At 59.3% G+C, this 16,292-nt stretch carries 18 protein-coding genes; 8 read left to right on the top strand and 10 right to left on the bottom strand.

The features are described 5' to 3' along the window. Positions 1 to 110 precede the first annotated feature (110 nt). Entirely contained in the window at positions 111 to 650 is a 540-nt protein-coding gene (locus tag ABLV52_RS19805; RefSeq protein ID WP_023288595.1) for a DUF3251 domain-containing protein, read from the bottom strand. Between the two features lie 147 nt (positions 651 to 797). Here ABLV52_RS19805 and nrdR point away from each other — a divergent pair, with 147 nt between their 5' ends. From nrdR to pgpA, 6 genes are all read left to right on the top strand, one after another. Further along, positions 798 to 1,247: a transcriptional regulator NrdR gene (gene nrdR / locus ABLV52_RS19810; RefSeq protein WP_002890417.1), complete on the top strand. Its 450-nt coding sequence runs from the start codon at positions 798 to 800 to the stop codon at positions 1,245 to 1,247. A 3-nt stretch (positions 1,248 to 1,250) separates the two neighbouring features. Next, the gene (gene ribD / locus ABLV52_RS19815) at positions 1,251 to 2,354 is read left to right on the top strand and encodes a bifunctional diaminohydroxyphosphoribosylaminopyrimidine deaminase/5-amino-6-(5-phosphoribosylamino)uracil reductase RibD (RefSeq protein ID WP_032453582.1); all 1,104 of its coding nucleotides are present in this window, start codon (positions 1,251 to 1,253) and stop codon (positions 2,352 to 2,354) included. A gap of 87 nt (positions 2,355 to 2,441) precedes the next feature. Then, positions 2,442 to 2,912: a 6,7-dimethyl-8-ribityllumazine synthase gene (gene ribE / locus ABLV52_RS19820; RefSeq protein ID WP_001021161.1), complete on the top strand. Its 471-nt coding sequence runs from the start codon at positions 2,442 to 2,444 to the stop codon at positions 2,910 to 2,912. A gap of 19 nt (positions 2,913 to 2,931) precedes the next feature. After that, positions 2,932 to 3,351, top strand: coding sequence for a transcription antitermination factor NusB (gene nusB, locus ABLV52_RS19825; protein WP_002891356.1), 420 nt, complete (start codon positions 2,932 to 2,934; stop codon positions 3,349 to 3,351). A 71-nt stretch (positions 3,352 to 3,422) separates the two neighbouring features. Continuing rightward, positions 3,423 to 4,394 (top strand): thiamine-phosphate kinase, encoded by a 972-nt coding sequence (gene thiL, locus ABLV52_RS19830; protein ID WP_023288597.1) that lies wholly within the window; start codon positions 3,423 to 3,425, stop codon positions 4,392 to 4,394. Next, positions 4,387 to 4,890 (top strand): phosphatidylglycerophosphatase A, encoded by a 504-nt coding sequence (gene pgpA / locus ABLV52_RS19835; RefSeq protein ID WP_004177266.1) that lies wholly within the window; start codon positions 4,387 to 4,389, stop codon positions 4,888 to 4,890. Before thiL ends, pgpA begins: the two co-directional genes overlap by 8 nt. 45 nt (positions 4,891 to 4,935) lie before the next feature. Here the strand turns inward: pgpA and ABLV52_RS19840 are convergent, their stop codons facing one another. The 4 genes from ABLV52_RS19840 to xseB are packed head-to-tail and all read right to left on the bottom strand — an operon-like array spanning position 4,936 to position 8,994. Further along, on the bottom strand, positions 4,936 to 5,910 hold the full coding sequence (locus tag ABLV52_RS19840) for an aldo/keto reductase (RefSeq protein ID WP_023288598.1): 975 nt from the start codon (positions 5,908 to 5,910) through the stop codon (positions 4,936 to 4,938). A gap of 60 nt (positions 5,911 to 5,970) precedes the next feature. Beyond that, positions 5,971 to 7,833, bottom strand: coding sequence for a 1-deoxy-D-xylulose-5-phosphate synthase (dxs, locus tag ABLV52_RS19845; protein ID WP_023288599.1), 1,863 nt, complete (start codon positions 7,831 to 7,833; stop codon positions 5,971 to 5,973). Between the two features lie 18 nt (positions 7,834 to 7,851). Beyond that, entirely contained in the window at positions 7,852 to 8,751 is a 900-nt protein-coding gene (ispA, locus tag ABLV52_RS19850; RefSeq protein ID WP_004204826.1) for a (2E,6E)-farnesyl diphosphate synthase, read from the bottom strand. Next, on the bottom strand, positions 8,752 to 8,994 hold the full coding sequence (gene xseB, locus ABLV52_RS19855) for an exodeoxyribonuclease VII small subunit (protein WP_004204824.1): 243 nt from the start codon (positions 8,992 to 8,994) through the stop codon (positions 8,752 to 8,754). It abuts the gene before it with no gap. A gap of 181 nt (positions 8,995 to 9,175) precedes the next feature. Here xseB and thiI point away from each other — a divergent pair, with 181 nt between their 5' ends. After that, a complete protein-coding gene (gene thiI, locus ABLV52_RS19860) occupies positions 9,176 to 10,624 on the top strand; it encodes a tRNA uracil 4-sulfurtransferase ThiI (protein WP_348890850.1) in 1,449 nt (482 codons plus the stop codon). Between the two features lie 66 nt (positions 10,625 to 10,690). Here thiI and ABLV52_RS19865 read toward each other — a convergent pair whose 3' ends face one another. Genes ABLV52_RS19865 through panE form a run of 3 tightly spaced genes read right to left on the bottom strand, consistent with a single transcriptional unit; the run spans position 10,691 to position 12,686 of the window. After that, positions 10,691 to 11,167, bottom strand: coding sequence for an SRPBCC family protein (locus tag ABLV52_RS19865; RefSeq protein ID WP_110237850.1), 477 nt, complete (start codon positions 11,165 to 11,167; stop codon positions 10,691 to 10,693). 51 nt (positions 11,168 to 11,218) lie between these two features. Continuing rightward, entirely contained in the window at positions 11,219 to 11,812 is a 594-nt protein-coding gene (gene yajL, locus ABLV52_RS19870; RefSeq protein ID WP_050533094.1) for a protein deglycase YajL, read from the bottom strand. After that, the gene (panE, locus tag ABLV52_RS19875; protein ID WP_023288602.1) at positions 11,775 to 12,686 is read right to left on the bottom strand and encodes a 2-dehydropantoate 2-reductase; all 912 of its coding nucleotides are present in this window, start codon (positions 12,684 to 12,686) and stop codon (positions 11,775 to 11,777) included. The genes yajL and panE overlap by 38 nt, the downstream gene beginning before the upstream one ends. A gap of 218 nt (positions 12,687 to 12,904) precedes the next feature. Here panE and ABLV52_RS19880 point away from each other — a divergent pair, with 218 nt between their 5' ends. Further along, positions 12,905 to 13,396: a YajQ family cyclic di-GMP-binding protein gene (locus tag ABLV52_RS19880; RefSeq protein WP_002891465.1), complete on the top strand. Its 492-nt coding sequence runs from the start codon at positions 12,905 to 12,907 to the stop codon at positions 13,394 to 13,396. 43 nt (positions 13,397 to 13,439) lie between these two features. On the opposite strand, the gene ABLV52_RS19885 is transcribed toward ABLV52_RS19880, so the two are convergent. Continuing rightward, complete coding sequence (locus ABLV52_RS19885) at positions 13,440 to 14,804, bottom strand: MFS transporter (RefSeq protein WP_023288603.1); 1,365 nt, start codon at positions 14,802 to 14,804, stop codon at positions 13,440 to 13,442. 159 nt (positions 14,805 to 14,963) lie between these two features. Then, entirely contained in the window at positions 14,964 to 16,142 is a 1,179-nt protein-coding gene (locus ABLV52_RS19890; RefSeq protein ID WP_023288604.1) for a Gfo/Idh/MocA family oxidoreductase, read from the bottom strand. Between the last annotated feature and the right edge of the window lie 150 nt (positions 16,143 to 16,292).

The following is a 16,292-nucleotide window of genomic DNA, read 5'->3' on the forward strand; positions in this document are numbered from 1 at the left end:
TGAAAATCGCGATGCAGAACGATTTCTAATGAACTCTTGCGAAAAGTTGTAAGTGGATAAGAATAACGGGACAGGACGTCGCCGGGCAGGGGGAAGCCCGGCGGCAAGGCTTACTGCGCGGCGGCGGGCTGGATATCGTGGACGCGAATAAAACCGACTTTGTCCGGCGTCACGTTCAGGCGCAGCGGGATATCGACATCGCTGGGGGCGAGAATGCTGGCCGGGGCGCTGATCAATTGATCCTGAACATTCACTTCCTGGTAGCTGTGGGTAGTGCCGGTGATCTGTCCGGAGGCGACGGTGGCGGTAAAGGCCGGCAGCGGATCGTTGGATTCGCCCTGAATACGTAAGGTCAGGCGTGACCCGTCGCCATCCGGCGTAATGCTCGCCACCGACATGCGCAGGGTGCCGATCTGGCTCTCCAGCCGCGCCGGGGTTTTCGCCTCCGGCAGCAGATAGACGCCGCGGGTGGATTTCGCGTTCAGCGCGTTTTGCTGGGTAATTTTGATCGTTTGCTGATTGAGCTGGGTCATCTCCTGGCTCAGCGTACTCACGCTCTGGTGCATCTGGCGGATTTCGCTTTGCTGGGCGCAGGCGGTCAGGGTAAACAGGCTGCCCGCGATGGCGAGTTTCAGGTAACGTCTTGTCATGGTCAGGATTCCGTTTGCAGAGGATGCTTAATGGTAGCCAAACCGCCTGACTCTCCCATAGATCCTTTGTCTCAAAAGCTCTTTCTTTGTAGTCAGGTCACTTCGCGGTAAACTACCCTTCAGTTTAACTACCTGTCAGGACGCGCTATGCATTGCCCTTTCTGTTTCGCCGTGGATACCAAAGTGATCGACTCTCGTCTGGTAGGGGAAGGCTCTTCCGTGCGTCGCCGTCGGCAGTGTCTGGTCTGTAATGAGCGCTTTACCACCTTCGAAGTGGCGGAGCTGGTCATGCCGCGGGTGGTGAAGAGTAACGATGTGCGTGAACCCTTCAACGAAGACAAGCTGCGCAGTGGGATGCTGAAAGCGCTGGAGAAACGTCCGGTCAGCGCCGATGACGTCGAAATGGCGGTCAACCATATCAAAACCCATCTGCGCGGCACCGGCGAGCGCGAAGTGGCCAGCAAAATGATCGGCAACCTGGTGATGGAGCAGCTGAAAAAACTGGATAAAGTCGCCTATATTCGCTTCGCGTCGGTCTATCGCAGCTTCGAAGATATCAAAGAATTCGGCGAAGAGATCGCCCGCTTACAGGACTAAGCCATGCAGGACGAAATGTACATGGCGCGTGCGCTCAAGCTCGCCGCCCGCGGTCGTTTTACCACCCATCCTAACCCTAACGTTGGCTGCGTCATTGTTAAAGACGGCGAGATCGTCGGCGAAGGGTTCCACTATCGCGCCGGCGAGCCGCATGCCGAAGTGCACGCCCTGCGGATGGCCGGGGAAAAGGCGCGCGGCGCCACCGCCTACGTCACCCTCGAGCCCTGCAGCCACCACGGTCGTACGCCGCCGTGCTGCGACGCCCTGATTGCCGCCGGCGTCAGCCGCGTGGTCGCCGCGATGCAGGATCCGAACCCGCAGGTGGCGGGGCGCGGCCTGTACCGTCTGCAGCAGGCCGGTATTGACGTCAGCCACGGGCTGATGATGAACGAGGCGGAAGCGCTGAATAAGGGCTTCCTGAAGCGGATGCGCACCGGTTTTCCCTGGGTCCAGCTCAAGCTGGGCGCCTCGCTGGACGGCCGCACGGCGATGGCCAGCGGCGAAAGCCAGTGGATCACCTCCCCGCAGGCGCGACGCGACGTGCAGCGTCTGCGCGCCCAGAGCCATGCTATCCTGACCAGCAGCGCCACCGTGCTGGCGGACGATCCGGCGCTGACCGTGCGCTGGCAGGAGCTGAGCGCCGATACCCAGGCGCTGTATCCCGAAGCGAATTTGCGCCAGCCGCTGCGCGTCGTTATCGACAGCCAGAACCGCGTCACGCCCGAGCATCGTATTGTGCAGCAGGCGGGGGAAACGCTGTTTGCCCGCCTGAGCGCCGATGAGCGCCAGTGGCCGGACAGCGTGCGCACGCTGCTGGTTCCGGAACATAACGGCCATCTCGATCTGGTGCTGCTGATGATGCTGCTCGGCAAACAGCAGATCAACAGCGTCTGGGTGGAGGCGGGGGCCACGCTTGCCGGGGCGCTGCTGCAGGCGGGCCTGGTCGACGAGCTTATCGTCTATATTGCGCCTAAACTGTTAGGCAATGCGGCGCGTGGATTATGCGCGCTGCCGGGGCTTGAAGAACTGAGCCAGGCGCCCCATTTCAAATTCAATGAGATACGTCAGGTTGGCCCGGATGTCTGCCTGCATTTAACCACTGCGTGAGGCTTTCCTGATTATTAGGAAGCAGCGCTCAGAATAATATGATAAAATCCGCCCCCCTTGCGGGGCACATGAACCCGAAGGAAGAGTATGAACATTATTGAAGCTAACGTTGCTACCCCGGACGCTCGCGTCGCCATCACCATTGCGCGTTTCAACAACTTTATCAATGACAGCCTGCTGGAAGGTGCGATTGACGCCCTGAAACGCATTGGTCAGGTAAAAGATGAAAACATCACCGTTGTTTGGGTTCCAGGCGCGTACGAGCTGCCGCTGGCGGCTGGCGCACTGGCGAAAACCGGTAAATATGACGCGGTGATTGCGCTGGGTACGGTGATTCGCGGCGGTACCGCCCACTTTGAATATGTGGCTGGCGGTGCCAGCAATGGCCTGGCGCACGTCGCTCAGGACAGCGAAATCCCGGTAGCCTTTGGTGTTCTGACCACTGAAAGTATTGAACAAGCCATCGAGCGCGCTGGCACCAAAGCCGGTAACAAAGGCGCAGAAGCTGCGCTGACCGCGCTGGAAATGATTAACGTATTGAAAGCCATCAAGGCCTGATTTTTGTAAGGGGAATTCCGTGAAACCTGCTGCTCGTCGCCGCGCCCGTGAGTGTGCCGTTCAGGCGCTCTACTCCTGGCAGTTGTCCCACAACGACATCGCTGATGTCGAATACCAGTTCCTGGCGGAACAGGACGTAAAAGATGTTGATGTTCTGTATTTCCGCGAACTGCTGTCCGGAGTGGCGACTAACAGCGCGTACCTCGACGGCCTGATGAAGCCCTACCTGTCCCGTCAGCTGGAAGAGCTGGGTCAGGTGGAAAAAGCGGTGCTGCGTATCGCGCTGTTTGAGCTATCCAAACGTGATGACGTACCGTATAAAGTGGCCATCAATGAAGCTATCGAACTGGCGAAAACCTTCGGCGCTGAAGATAGCCACAAGTTCGTCAACGGCGTGCTGGACAAAGCGGCTCCGGTAATTCGTCCCCACAAGAAGTAAACTGCAGGCCGGGTTTTGCGAGGGTCGCCTCGCAACCCGGCCTTATTTATTATTTTGCTGAGGCATAACGTATGGCATGTGGCGAATTCTCCCTGATTGCCCGTTATTTTGATCGCGTTAAAAGCGCTCGTCTTGATGTCGAAACCGGTATCGGCGACGACTGCGCTCTCCTGAATATTCCCGAGAAAAAAACGCTGGCAATCAGCACCGACACTCTGGTGGCGGGCAATCACTTCTTACCCGATATCGACCCGGCCGACCTCGCCTATAAAGCGCTGGCGGTAAACCTGAGCGACCTCGCGGCGATGGGCGCGGAGCCGGCGTGGCTCACCCTGGCGCTGACCTTGCCGGAGGTGGATGAAGCCTGGCTGGAAGCCTTCAGCGACAGCCTGTTTGTCCAGCTTGACTACTACGATATGCAGCTGATTGGCGGCGACACCACCCGCGGCCCGCTCGCCATGACTCTGGGTATCCACGGCTTTGTGCCGCCAGGGCGCGCCATGAAACGTTCAGGCGCGAAGCCGGGAGACTGGATCTATGTCACCGGCACTCCGGGGGACAGCGCCGCCGGCCTGGCGCTGTTGCAGAACCGTCTGACGGTGGATGCGCCGACGGATGCCGACTACCTGCTGGCCCGTCACCTGCGTCCGATGCCCCGCGTGCTGCAGGGCCAGGCGTTGCGCGACCTGGCGACGTCGGCCATCGATCTCTCCGACGGCCTGATCTCCGATCTGGGTCATATTCTCAAAGCCAGCGACTGCGGCGCGCGCATCGATCTTGATGCCATGCCGTACTCTGACGCCATGCTGCGCCAGGTTGAGCCCGAGCAGGCGCTGCGCTGGGCGCTCGCCGGTGGAGAAGATTACGAACTGTGCTTTACCGTACCGGAACTGAACCGCGGGGCGCTGGACGTGGCCCTTGGCCATCTAGGCGCGCGTTTTACCTGTATCGGACAGATTGCGCCGGAGAGCGAAGGTTTGCAGTTTATCCGTGACGGTAAGCCGGTCACGCTTGATTTAAAGGGATACGATCACTTTGCGTAGTCGAGACGAGGCGCTTAGCCGCCTGAGTATGCGTAATCCGTGGCATCTGCTGGCGACCGGCTTTGGCAGCGGCTTAAGCCCGGTGGTGCCGGGGACGATGGGCTCGCTGGCGGCGATCCCGTTCTGGTATCTGATGACTTTTCTCCCCTGGCAGCTCTACTCGCTGGTGGTGATGATGAGCATCTGTATCGGAGTCTATCTGTGCCATCGTACGGCCAAAGATATGGGCACCCATGACCACGGCAGCATCGTCTGGGACGAGTTCGTCGGGATGTGGATCACCCTGATGGCGCTGCCGACCCTCGACTGGCAGTGGGTGGCCGCCGGCTTCGTCATTTTCCGTATTTTCGATATGTGGAAACCGTGGCCGATTCGCTGGTTTGACCGCAATATTCACGGCGGAATGGGGATCATGGTGGACGATATCGTCGCCGGGGTGATCTCCGCCGGCGTGCTGTATGTTATTGGCCATCACTGGCCGATCGGTCTGCTTTGACCGCTGCTCCCCGGCAGCGCCATGCTGTCGGGGAAATCACGCCCGTCACTTAAATCCCACCACCGGATGCGGCTGATAGGGCGCCTCCAGTTTGTCGATCTGTTCCGAAGATAGCGTCAAATCCACCGCCTGCAGCAGGTCATCGAGCTGCTCCTGGCGCGACGGACCGATAATCGGCGCGGCGACGCCGGGCTTGCTTAACAGCCAGGCGAGGGCGACCTGCGCGCGACTGGCGTCGAGCTCTTCCGCCACGTCCGCGAGATTCCCGGCGATCTGCGCGTCGTTCTCTTCGCTGGTGCTGTAAAGCGATTTGCCGAACTCATCCGAGACCAGCCGGGCGGTGGTCTCACCCCATGGGCGGGTCAGCCTGCCGCGCGCCAGCGGGCTCCACGGGATCACCGCCACGCCGTTACGCTGGCACAGGGGCAGCATCTCATTCTCTTCTTCCCGGTAAATCAGGTTGTAGTGATCCTGCATGGTGACGAAGCGCGCCCAGCCGTTCTGCTGCTGAAGCGCCAGCGCCTGGGCAAACTGCCGGGCATGCATGGACGAGGCGCCGATATAGCGCGCTTTGCCGGCTTTCACCACCTCGTCCAGCGCTTCGAGCGTCTCTTCAATCGGGGTGCTGTAGTCCCAGCGGTGGATCTGCAGCAGGTCGACATAGTCCATCCCGAGACGGCGCAGGCTGTCGTCGATGGAGCGCAGGATCTGCGCCCGGGAAAGCCCTTCCGCCAGATCGCCGACCTGGTGATAGACCTTGGTGGCGACAATCACCTCATCGCGGCGGGCAAAGTCGCGCAGGGCGCGGCCGACGATCTCTTCGCTGCTGCCGTCGGAGTAGCTGTTTGCGGTATCGAAGAAGTTGATGCCGCCTTCAATGGCGTGCTGAATGAGCGGGCGACTGCTCTCTTCCGGAAGCGTCCAGGCGTGCCTGCCGCGGTCCGGCTCGCCGAAGGTCATGCAGCCGAGGCAGAGTCGGGAAACACGTAAGGCAGTATCGCCGAGGGGGATATAGTGCATAGTGCGCTCCTGCTATTCATCAAGGGTATCCCTTAAGCATAGCAGGAGCGGGAGGGGCGATTATGCCAGCCAGTCGAGGATTTTGGCTTCAATGCCGGCGGCATCAAGGCCGAGGTCGGCGCGGATCTCTTCCTGAGTGCCCTGCGGAATAAAGACATCCGGCAGGCCAATATTAAGCACCGGTACCGCCCGGCGATGGGCCATCAGCACTTCATTCACGCCGCTGCCGGCGCCGCCCATAATGGCGTTCTCTTCCAGCGTCACCAGAACGTCGTGCTCGCCTGCCAGCTGCAGGATCAGCGCGGTATCCAGCGGCTTCACAAAGCGCATATCCACCAGGGTGGCGTTGAGTTTGTCCGCCACCGCCGCGGCTTCCGGCAGCAGGGTGCCGAAGTTAAGGATCGCTACCTTCTCGCCCTGGCGCTTCACGACCCCTTTGCCGATCGGCAGCGATGCCAGCGGCTCCAGCGTCGCGCCGGTGCCGCTGCCGCGCGGATAGCGCACCGCGCAGGGTCCGTCGCTGTAGTGGTAGCCGGTGTGCAGCATCTGGCGGCATTCATTTTCATCGCTCGGCGTCATCACCACCATATCCGGAATACAGCGCAGGAAGGAGAGATCGAACGCCCCCTGATGCGTCTGGCCGTCTGCGCCGACAATCCCGGCGCGGTCGATGGCAAACAGCACCGGCAGCTTCTGAATAGCCACATCGTGGATCACCTGATCGTAGGCTCGCTGCAGGAACGTGGAGTAGATGGCGACGACGGGCTTGTAGTCGCCAATCGCCAGTCCGGCGGCGAAAGTGACCGCATGCTGCTCGGCGATGGCGACGTCAAAGTACTGATCGGGGAATTTCTTCGAAAATTCCACCATCCCTGAACCTTCGCGCATCGCCGGGGTGATGGCCATCAGCTTGCTGTCTTTGGCCGCCGTTTCGCACAGCCAGTCGCCGAAGATTTTCGAGTAGGAGGGGAGACCGCCGCTGCTTTTGGGCAGCACACCGCTGGTATGGTCGAACTTCGGCACCGCGTGGAACGTGATCGGGTCTTTCTCGGCGGGCTCATAGCCGCGGCCTTTTTTGGTCATAATATGCAGGAACTGCGGCCCCTTCAGGTCGCGCATGTTCTTCAGAGTGCTGACCAGACCGAGCACATCGTGGCCATCCACCGGGCCGATATAGTTAAAGCCCAGCTCTTCAAACAGCGTCCCAGGTACCACCATGCCTTTGATATGCTCTTCGGTCCGCTTAAGCAGCTCTTTAATCGGCGGTACGCCGGAGAAGACCTTTTTGCCGCCTTCGCGCAGGGTGGAGTAGAGCTTACCGGAGAGCAGCTGCGCCAGATGATTGTTCAGCGCGCCGACGTTCTCAGAGATCGACATTTCATTGTCATTCAGCACCACCAGCAGATCGGGTTTGATATCTCCGGCGTGGTTCATCGCCTCAAACGCCATGCCGGCGGTGATCGCCCCGTCGCCAATCACGCACACCGCGCGCCGCTGCTTATCCTCTTTCGCGGCGGCGATAGCCACCCCGATGCCAGCGGAAATGGAGGTGGAGGAGTGACCGACGCTCAGTACGTCGTACTCGCTCTCACCGCGCCACGGGAAGGGGTGCAGGCCGCCTTTCTGGCGAATGGTGCCGATTTTGTCGCGGCGGCCGGTCAGAATTTTATGCGGGTAGGCCTGGTGGCCGACGTCCCAGATCAGGCGATCGAAGGGCGTGTTATAGACGTAGTGCAGCGCCACGGTCAGTTCCACGGTGCCGAGGCCAGAGGCAAAGTGACCGCTGGAGCGGCTGACGCTGTCCAGCAGGTAGCGCCGCAGCTCATCACACAGCTTCGGCAGGCTCTCTTTTGGCAACAGGCGCAACTCCTGGGTGGAATCTACCAGCGCCAGGGTCGGGTATTTGGCAATATCAAAACTCATCAGAGACTCATTTATTGTTTATTTATCGCGCTGAATAATGTAATTCGCGAGCGCTTCCAGTGCCGAAGTATCCAGAGATTGTGCGGCCAGTTCATCTAACGACCGGCGGGCATCAGCGATCAGGTCGTGCGCTTTCTTCCGGGCTTGCTCAAGGCCCAGGAGGGCGGGATAGGTGCTTTTACCCAATTGCTGGTCGGCACCCTGACGTTTGCCAAGGGTCGCAGTATCCCCTACCACGTCGAGAATGTCATCCTGGACCTGGAAGGCCAGGCCGATATTTTCCGCATAGCGATCCAGCGCGGGAAGGGCGGCGCGCCCACGTTCGCCGGCGCTCAGCGCCCCCATGCGGACGGCGGCGCGGATCAGCGCGCCCGTTTTGTGGCGGTGGATACGCTCCAGCGCCTGCAGATTCACCTGCTGTCCTTCCGCCTGCAGATCCAGCGCCTGGCCGCCGCACATGCCCGCCACGCCGCTGGCCTGCGCCAGTTCGGAAACCATCGCCAGACGATCCCGGTCAGGGACGTCCGTCATCGGCGCATCACTGAGTATAGAAAACGCCAGCGTTTGCAGGGCATCTCCCGCAAGAATTGCGTTGGCTTCGCCAAATTTAATATGGCAGGTCGGCAGTCCGCGACGCAGATCGTCATCATCCATCGCCGGCAAATCATCATGCATCAGGGAATAAGCATGAATGCATTCGACCGCGGCGGCAGGGGCGTCCAGCGTGGTGCGGCTCACGCCGAACATCTCGCCGGTAGCGTAGACAAGGAAGGGACGCAGGCGTTTACCGCCTAAGAGTGCGCCATAATGCATCGCTTCCACCAGCGGAGTGTTCTGAAAGGGCTGCGGCGCGATAAAACGGCGCAGCGCCTCGTTAGCCTGTTCCACACAGGCCTGCAATTGTTGCGGGAAATCCATTTATTCAGCGTCCGGCGTAAAAGGCGTGGTCGGGGAATCTTCACTATCCGCCAGCAGGATCTGCACGCGCTGTTCGGCCTGCTGTAGCTGGCTTTGCCCCTGGCGGGCCAGCTGGACCCCGCGCTCAAATTCGCTGAGCGCTTCTTCTAACGGCAAATCGCCGCTTTCCAGACGGTTAACGATCTGCTCCAGTTCGCCCAGCGCAGTTTCAAAGCTGGCCGGGGCCTCATTTTTCTTTGGCATAGTGAATGTAGACTCTTGTTATGTCGCGACGGCAATACCGGGTATGGTAACGAAGTCACGCGTGTAAGCAAATAACGCGCAATGGTGATATACTCCGCGCCCAGGATGCAGGCACCGGTGTGCGCTGCTTTACAACTTTTGCTTAAAGCCCCGTCGGGCTTGCCAACGAACTATTGTCGCCATGAAGTTTATCATTAAATTGTTCCCGGAAATCACCATCAAAAGCCAATCTGTGCGGTTGCGCTTCATTAAAATCTTAACCGGGAACATTCGTAACGTTCTCAAAAACTTTGACGAGACGCTGGCCGTCGTTCGTCATTGGGATCATATCGAAGTTCGCGCGAAAGATGAAAATCAGCGCCCGGCTATTCGCGATGCGCTGACCCGTATTCCCGGCATCCACCATATTCTGGAAGTCGAAGACGTACCGTTCACCTCGCTGCACGATATTTTTGAGCAGACGCTACCGCTGTGGCGCGAGGCGCTGGAAGGCAAAACCTTCTGCGTGCGGGTGAAGCGTCGCGGCAAACATGAATTCACCTCAATTGAGGTGGAGCGCTACGTCGGCGGCGGCCTGAATCAGCATATTGAAACGGCGCGCGTGAAGCTGACCGACCCGGACGTCACCGTCAACCTTGAGATTGAAAACGATCGCTTGCTGCTGGTGAAAGGCCGCTATGAAGGTATCGGCGGCTTCCCGATCGGCACGCAGGAAGATGTGCTGTCGCTGATTTCCGGCGGCTTTGACTCCGGCGTCTCCAGCTACATGCTGATGCGCCGCGGCTGCCGTGTGCACTACTGCTTCTTTAACCTTGGCGGCGCCGCCCATGAGATTGGCGTCCGCCAGGTCGCGCATTATCTGTGGAACCGCTTCGGCAGCTCACACCGCGTTCGCTTTGTGGCGATTAACTTTGAGCCGGTGGTCGGCGAAATCCTCGAAAAAGTGGATGACGGTCAGATGGGCGTGGTGCTCAAGCGCATGATGGTCCGCGCCGCGTCAAAGGTCGCGGAACGCTACGGCGTGCAGGCGCTGGTCACCGGCGAAGCGCTGGGCCAGGTCTCCAGTCAGACTCTCACCAACCTGCGCCTGATCGACAACGTCTCCGATACCCTGATCCTGCGTCCGCTGATTTCGCACGATAAAGAGCACATCATCGACCTGGCCCGCGAGATCGGCACGGAAGATTTCGCCCGCACCATGCCGGAGTACTGCGGCGTGATCTCCAAAAGCCCGACCGTGAAGGCGGTGAAGGCGAAGATTGAAGCGGAAGAAGAACACTTCGATTTCAGCATCCTCGATAAAGTGGTGGAAGAGGCGAGCAATATCGATATTCGCGAAATCGCCCAGCAGACGGAAGAGACGGTGGTGGAAGTGGAAACCGTGACCGGCTTTGGCGCCAACGATGCGATCCTCGACATTCGCTCCATCGACGAGCAGGAAGACAAGCCGCTGAAGGTCGAGGGGGTTGAGGTCGTTTCCCTGCCGTTCTATAAGCTGAGCACCAAATTTGGCGATCTCGATCAGAGCAAAACCTGGCTGCTATGGTGCGAACGCGGGGTGATGAGCCGTCTGCAGGCGCTTTATCTGCGCGAGCAGGGTTTCAGCAACGTAAAAGTTTATCGCCCGTAACAGGTTGTTATGATGCAAAAGGCCTTCCCTGATGGAAGGCCTTTTTACTATTGGCAGGGGCGTGTATTAGCGCAGGGTCAGCGCCAGGTCATTCAGCTGATCGATGACAATATTCCAGCCCTCGAAAAATCCCATCTGCTCATGCTGCTCGCGGGTTTCATCGTCGGCATGCAGCACCGTGGCCATATAGCGACACCCGCCCTGTTCATCGGCAAAGGTGATGATAGCCGTCATCGCGAAGGGGGAAACGGCGGGACGATAATCCGCCGTCAGCATCGAGGTCATGACGATTTTTTGTTGCGGGATAACCTCAAGAAAACAGCCGGGGTTATCGCTGCGTTCACCGTCAGGGCCGTGCATCACGGTGTGAAAGGCCCCGCCGGCGCGAAAATCAAAGGCCAGCACCTCGGTTTGCCAGGGCTTCGGGCACCACCAGGTTTTGAGTAATGCCGGGTCGGCCCACGCGCGCCACAGGGCAGGGACGGGCGCGCTGAGCAGGCGGCTGATAACAAGATCGCGAGAATCGGTTGCGCTTCGGGACATGCTACGACTCCTCAGGAAAAGGGGGAGCCAGTCCGCGGCGCGGACCGGCTATCAGGCTTCGTAGTAATTATAGATGCCGGCGGCCATCACCAGCTGCGAGGCGACCTCATACGCTTTCTCGCGCCCCACCAGCAGATCGATCATTTTCAGGGCGAAATCAATCGATGTTCCCGGCGCCTGGCTGGTTAACAGATTCACCCGTGGATCCCAGACCACCCGTTTATCCTGCCACTGATCGGCGGGGATATGATCCTTCAGCGCCGGAAAACCGGTCATGTTGCCGATCGGGAACAGCTGATGGGGCACCAGCACGGTCGCCGGGGCGGCACAGATGGCGGCCACAATGCGCCCGGAGAGATGGAACTGTCGGACGGTTTCCACCAGCAACGGGCTGTCGCGGAAGCACTCTGCGCCCTTGATACCGCCCGGGAGGACGATGATATCGAAATCGCCATCGGCCACCTCTACCAGCGGGGCATCCGCCAGAAGTTTGACGCCGCGCGAGCAGAGGATGGTCAGATTGCCGTCGCTGGCGACGCTGGCGGTGGTCACTTTGACTCCGCCGCGGACCAGCAGGTCGATGGTGGTGACCGCTTCGGTCTCTTCGCTACCAGGGGCGAGGCAAATCAGTGCCGACGCGCTCATATTCATTCTCCTTACGCTTGACCAGTTCAAATAAGCGGGCGTTTTCCGGTACGGCAACGCCGTGGGCGCGGGCGCGGTTGAGCAGAAAACCGGTGATATAGTCGATCTCCGTGTGCCGCTGGGCGCGAACGTCCTGCAGCATGGATGAGATATTTTCTGCCGTACTTTCAATCACCTGTTCGACATAAAATAGCAGGTTTTCCGCCGAGGTATGAATACCTTCGCGCTCCATCACTGCCGCCACCTCGCGACAAATGGCCGCAACTTCCTGCGGATAGTCGCGCAGATCGCCGTTTTTACATCCTTTTAGCGCGGTCAGGGGGTTAATCACGCAGTTAACCGCCAGCTTGCGCCAGGTGGCCGAGAAGATATTGTTGTGCCAGGCGACATCCGGCAGCACGCTCTGCAGCACTTCAGCGAGGTAGCTGTAGTCCTCTTCGTAGCTTTTCGCCGGCCCGATATGCGTGGTGCCCTGGGCGACGTGGATGATGACATTCCCGTCGCGGCGCGCCGCCTGGGTGGTGGAGGCCAGCAGCAACGGCTGTTTCACGCTGCGCAGCTCCTCGACGGTTCCCATGCCGTTATGCACCAGCACAATCGGCGTGGTGACCGGCAGGATCGCGGCCAGGTGCTTCACCGCGTTTGAAACCTGCCAGGCTTTTAAGGTGACAATCAGCAGCTCGCTGCTGGCAAGAAAATCGGGGTCGTTGGCCGTCAGCGACTCGTTGAACACCGAGCCGTCGGTTTCAATGACGTTGACGCTACAGAATGGCTGCGGTACGCGTAGCCAGCCCTGGACTTCATGTCCCTGTTTGCACAACGCGGTCAGCCATAGTTGTCCCAGTGCACCGCATCCCAGTACGGTTACTTTCATTGTTCCTCCTCATCTGCCGCTACCCCAGGCGCTGATGGCTAAAGTATATCTCGTCGCTTTTCGCATCGTCGGACGGAAAGGGGGTTTCGGCGTCGTCGGGCAGCATGGGGAAAATAGCGCGAGCGTTGCGTAATCAGCTAAGCTTCCGGGATAACAAGTTGAGTTATGCCGCGTTGCAGGTATTATGCAACGCAAAAGAAACGGAAGGAGAGGAAAAGATGCCATCTTTCGATATTGTCTCTGAAGTTGATCTTCAGGAAGCCCGTAACGCGGTGGACAACGCGAGCCGCGAAGTCGAGTCGCGTTTTGATTTTCGTGGCGTTGAAGCCACGTTTGAATTAAACGACGCCAACAAGACCATTAAAGTGCTGAGCGAGTCTGACTTCCAGGTGAATCAGCTGCTGGATATCCTGCGCGCCAAGCTGCTCAAGCGCGGCATTGAAGGCACCTCCCTCGACGTGCCGGAAGATATCGTACACAGCGGTAAAACCTGGTTTGTTGAAGCGAAGCTGAAACAGGGCATTGAAAGCGCGGTGCAGAAGAAGATCGTTAAACTGATTAAAGACAGCAAGCTGAAAGTGCAGGCCCAGATTCAGGGCGAAGAGATCCGCGTGACCGGTAAGTCCCGCGACGATCTGCAGTCGGTGATGGCGCTGGTGCGCGGTGGCGATCTGGGACAGCCGTTCCAGTTCAAAAACTTCCGCGACTAAGGCGGCAGACTGACAGCAAAAAGCGGGGAATTCCCCGCTTTTTTTATACCCCTTTGATGAGCTGCTCTATCTCGAAGCGGTTGGTGACCTTGCTGTCGATTTTGATATACACCGAACGCTCCTCGGGCACCACCAGCGCCTGATGAACCCCGCTGGCGCTGAGCAGACGCGCCTGCAGCGCGCTGTCGACCACCACGCCGTCCGGTACCTCCACCCGCAGACTGCTGACGTAGGGCGGCTCGCTCATGGTGCTGGCCACCAGCAGCCACAGCATCGCCAGCAGCGCGCCCAGCAGAAACACGGTCTGTGAATCAAAGAAACCATCGACCCAGCCGCCAAGGGCGCCGCCAATCGCCACCCCGAGGAACTGGCTGGTGGAGTAGACGCCCATCGCGGTGCCTTTATAGCCCGCTGGCGACTCTTTGCTAATCAATGACGGCAGTAGCGCTTCCAGCAGGTTAAACGCCAGGAAGAAGAGCTGAACGCCCGCTACCAGCTCCCAGAAGTAGCCTCCGGCGCCCCAGAGGACAATTTCCGCAATCAGCAGGATGGCCACGCAGAGCAAAAAGACGCGCTTCATCTTGCGCTTCACTTCGGCGTAGATAATAAACGGCACCACCGAGATGAAGGAGATAACCATGGTGACCAGGTAAATCTTCCAGTGCTCGGCGGCCGGGAAGCCGGCGGCCTCCAGCTGTCCGGGCAGCGCGACAAACGTGGACATCAGCATGATGTGCAGGCACATGATGCCAAAGTTGAGCTTCAGCAGGCGCGGCTCCGCCAGCACCTTGCTAAAGCAGCCCTTCACCATCCCGGATTCGCGGTTAAGCACATGATTCTGGCTGTTGGGAACCACCCACAGGGTGAGCAGGATGCCGACGGTCGCCAGGATGGCGATCATCCAGAACAGGGCGTGCAGGCCCAGCTGATGGGTAATAATCGGCCCCAGCACCATGGCGATAGCGAAAGTGACGCCGAAGCTGACGCCAATAAACGCCATCGCTTTGGTGCGGTTCTGTTCGCGGGTGAGATCGGAGAGCAGGGCCATGACCGCGGCGGCGATGGCGCCGGAACCCTGCAGGGCGCGGCCAAGAATGATGCCCCAAATGGAGTCGGTGAGCGCGGCGATGACGCTGCCGAGCACGAAGATAAGCAGGCCGCCGACGATCAACGGCTTGCGGCCAATACGGTCAGATAACAGTCCGAAGGGGATCTGGAACACCGCCTGCGCCAGACCGTAGATGCCGATCGCCAGGCCAATCAGCGCTTCACTGGCGCCCTGCAATGCCATGCCATACGTGGTCAGAACCGGCAGGACCATAAACATGCCAAGCATGCGCAGGGAGAATACCGTCCCCAAACCCCAGGTCGCGCGCAGTTCCCCTGGCGTCATTTTGTTATCGTTCATTACCACCTCAATATAAAAACTGCGCCTAGTGTAGCGGCGGGGGGTAAGAAGCGTAAATAAATGTTTGTTTAACAGATATTACGGGGCTGTTGCGTGATGCGACAAGTTGGTAAAAATCAATAAACCAGTGGAGGGGGACTCCACTGGCGAGGGGGAAAATTAAGGTAAAGTAAAGTCAACCCACTGGCTGCCGGCATCAGCCGATTTGACGCACTGCTCGACCCAGTAGACGCCGTGCAGCCCGGCTTCGACGTCCGGATACCAGAAGTCTTGCAGGAAGGCGCGATCGTCACGGTCCGTGGCGTCAATCGCCTGCGCATAGCGGCGATACAGGTTGGCCCAGGCTTCAAACAGCCCTTCCGGGTGGCCGCCGCCGATGCGATCGTCCGCCAGCGCGTTTGCGCTCAGGTAGGGCATCCCGCGTTCCAGAATGCGCGCTGGCTCGCCCTGCACCTCATAGCTGAGCTGGTTAGGATGCTCATCCCACCATTCGATACTCGCCTTTTCGCCGACGATGCGCACTTTTTGCGAGTGCATGGCGCCGCTGTTCACCGCGCTGGTCCACATCGAGCCAACCGCGCCGTTGTCATACTCCATCAGGACAAAGGCGTTATCTTCCAGCGGCGCGCGGGAGGGGACAAAGCTCTGGCGGGAGCACATCAGCCGTTTGATATTGAGCTGCGGCGCCATGGTTTCGGCGACAAACAGGGGATGGGTGGCCAGATCCCCCAGCACATAGCTGGGCCCGGCGAACTTCGGCGTTACGCGCCAGCGGGTGGATTCTGCCTGCAGCTCGACGGCCTGGTTATGAAAGCCGTGGGCGAACTGCATATTGACGATGCGGATCTCGCCGAGCAGCCCATCGGCAATCATCTGCCGCGCCTGCTGGATCATCTGATAGCCGGCGTAGCCGTAGGTGACGCCGACGATTTTGTTCTGTTTTTTGCTCAGGTCCACCAGCTCGCGCGCCTCTTCGGCGGTAAAGCAGAGGGGCTTTTCACAGATGACGTGGAGGCCCGCTTCCAGCGCCGCTTTGGTGATGGCGAAATGGGTATTGTTCGGGGTGGTGACCGAGACGACCTCGATCCCGTCAGGACGGCGGGCTTCTTCACGAAACAGGGTCTGGTAGTCGGCGTAGCAGCGCTCCGGCGCGATGCCCAGCTGCTCACCAAACGCGCGCCCGCGCTCGGCATCAACGTCAAGCGCGCCGGCCAGCAGGGTGTAAACATTGTCACGCAGCGCCGCACAGCGGTGGCTGTAGCCGATCTGGCTGGTTCCCCCGCCGCCGACCATGCCCCAACGCAGGGAACGGGATAAGGGTTTCAGACCGTTTAACATGGTGCTCTCCTTTTTGAAATCATTCGCACTCTGAGGCGCTCAATGCCGACGCCTGCGGCAACGCGCATCCGGATAAACTGACCTAAACTTAAGGAAATGTTTGTTCTGTTTCAATTGTTATGTGGAATTTATTTTTCATATATGCGAAGG

The sequence above is a fragment of the Klebsiella sp. GB_Kp056 genome (assembly GCF_040064755.1).
GTDB classification, from domain to species: domain Bacteria; phylum Pseudomonadota; class Gammaproteobacteria; order Enterobacterales; family Enterobacteriaceae; genus Klebsiella; species Klebsiella quasipneumoniae.

Excerpts from the sequence above, each read along its gene's own strand:
- ABLV52_RS19805 (WP_023288595.1), bottom strand. The coding sequence starts at position 650 with ATGACAAGACGTTACCTGAAACTCGCCATCGCGGGCAGCCTGTTTACC.
- nrdR (WP_002890417.1), top strand. The coding sequence starts at position 798 with ATGCATTGCCCTTTCTGTTTCGCCGTGGATACCAAAGTGATCGACTCT.
- ribD (WP_032453582.1), top strand. The coding sequence starts at position 1,251 with ATGCAGGACGAAATGTACATGGCGCGTGCGCTCAAGCTCGCCGCCCGC.
- ribE (WP_001021161.1), top strand. The coding sequence starts at position 2,442 with ATGAACATTATTGAAGCTAACGTTGCTACCCCGGACGCTCGCGTCGCC.
- thiL (WP_023288597.1), top strand. The coding sequence starts at position 3,423 with ATGGCATGTGGCGAATTCTCCCTGATTGCCCGTTATTTTGATCGCGTT.
- ABLV52_RS19840 (WP_023288598.1), bottom strand. The coding sequence starts at position 5,910 with ATGCACTATATCCCCCTCGGCGATACTGCCTTACGTGTTTCCCGACTC.
- dxs (WP_023288599.1), bottom strand. The coding sequence starts at position 7,833 with ATGAGTTTTGATATTGCCAAATACCCGACCCTGGCGCTGGTAGATTCC.
- ispA (WP_004204826.1), bottom strand. The coding sequence starts at position 8,751 with ATGGATTTCCCGCAACAATTGCAGGCCTGTGTGGAACAGGCTAACGAG.
- xseB (WP_004204824.1), bottom strand. The coding sequence starts at position 8,994 with ATGCCAAAGAAAAATGAGGCCCCGGCCAGCTTTGAAACTGCGCTGGGC.
- thiI (WP_348890850.1), top strand. The coding sequence starts at position 9,176 with ATGAAGTTTATCATTAAATTGTTCCCGGAAATCACCATCAAAAGCCAA.
- ABLV52_RS19865 (WP_110237850.1), bottom strand. The coding sequence starts at position 11,167 with ATGTCCCGAAGCGCAACCGATTCTCGCGATCTTGTTATCAGCCGCCTG.
- yajL (WP_050533094.1), bottom strand. The coding sequence starts at position 11,812 with ATGAGCGCGTCGGCACTGATTTGCCTCGCCCCTGGTAGCGAAGAGACC.
- panE (WP_023288602.1), bottom strand. The coding sequence starts at position 12,686 with ATGAAAGTAACCGTACTGGGATGCGGTGCACTGGGACAACTATGGCTG.
- ABLV52_RS19880 (WP_002891465.1), top strand. The coding sequence starts at position 12,905 with ATGCCATCTTTCGATATTGTCTCTGAAGTTGATCTTCAGGAAGCCCGT.
- ABLV52_RS19885 (WP_023288603.1), bottom strand. The coding sequence starts at position 14,804 with ATGAACGATAACAAAATGACGCCAGGGGAACTGCGCGCGACCTGGGGT.
- ABLV52_RS19890 (WP_023288604.1), bottom strand. The coding sequence starts at position 16,142 with ATGTTAAACGGTCTGAAACCCTTATCCCGTTCCCTGCGTTGGGGCATG.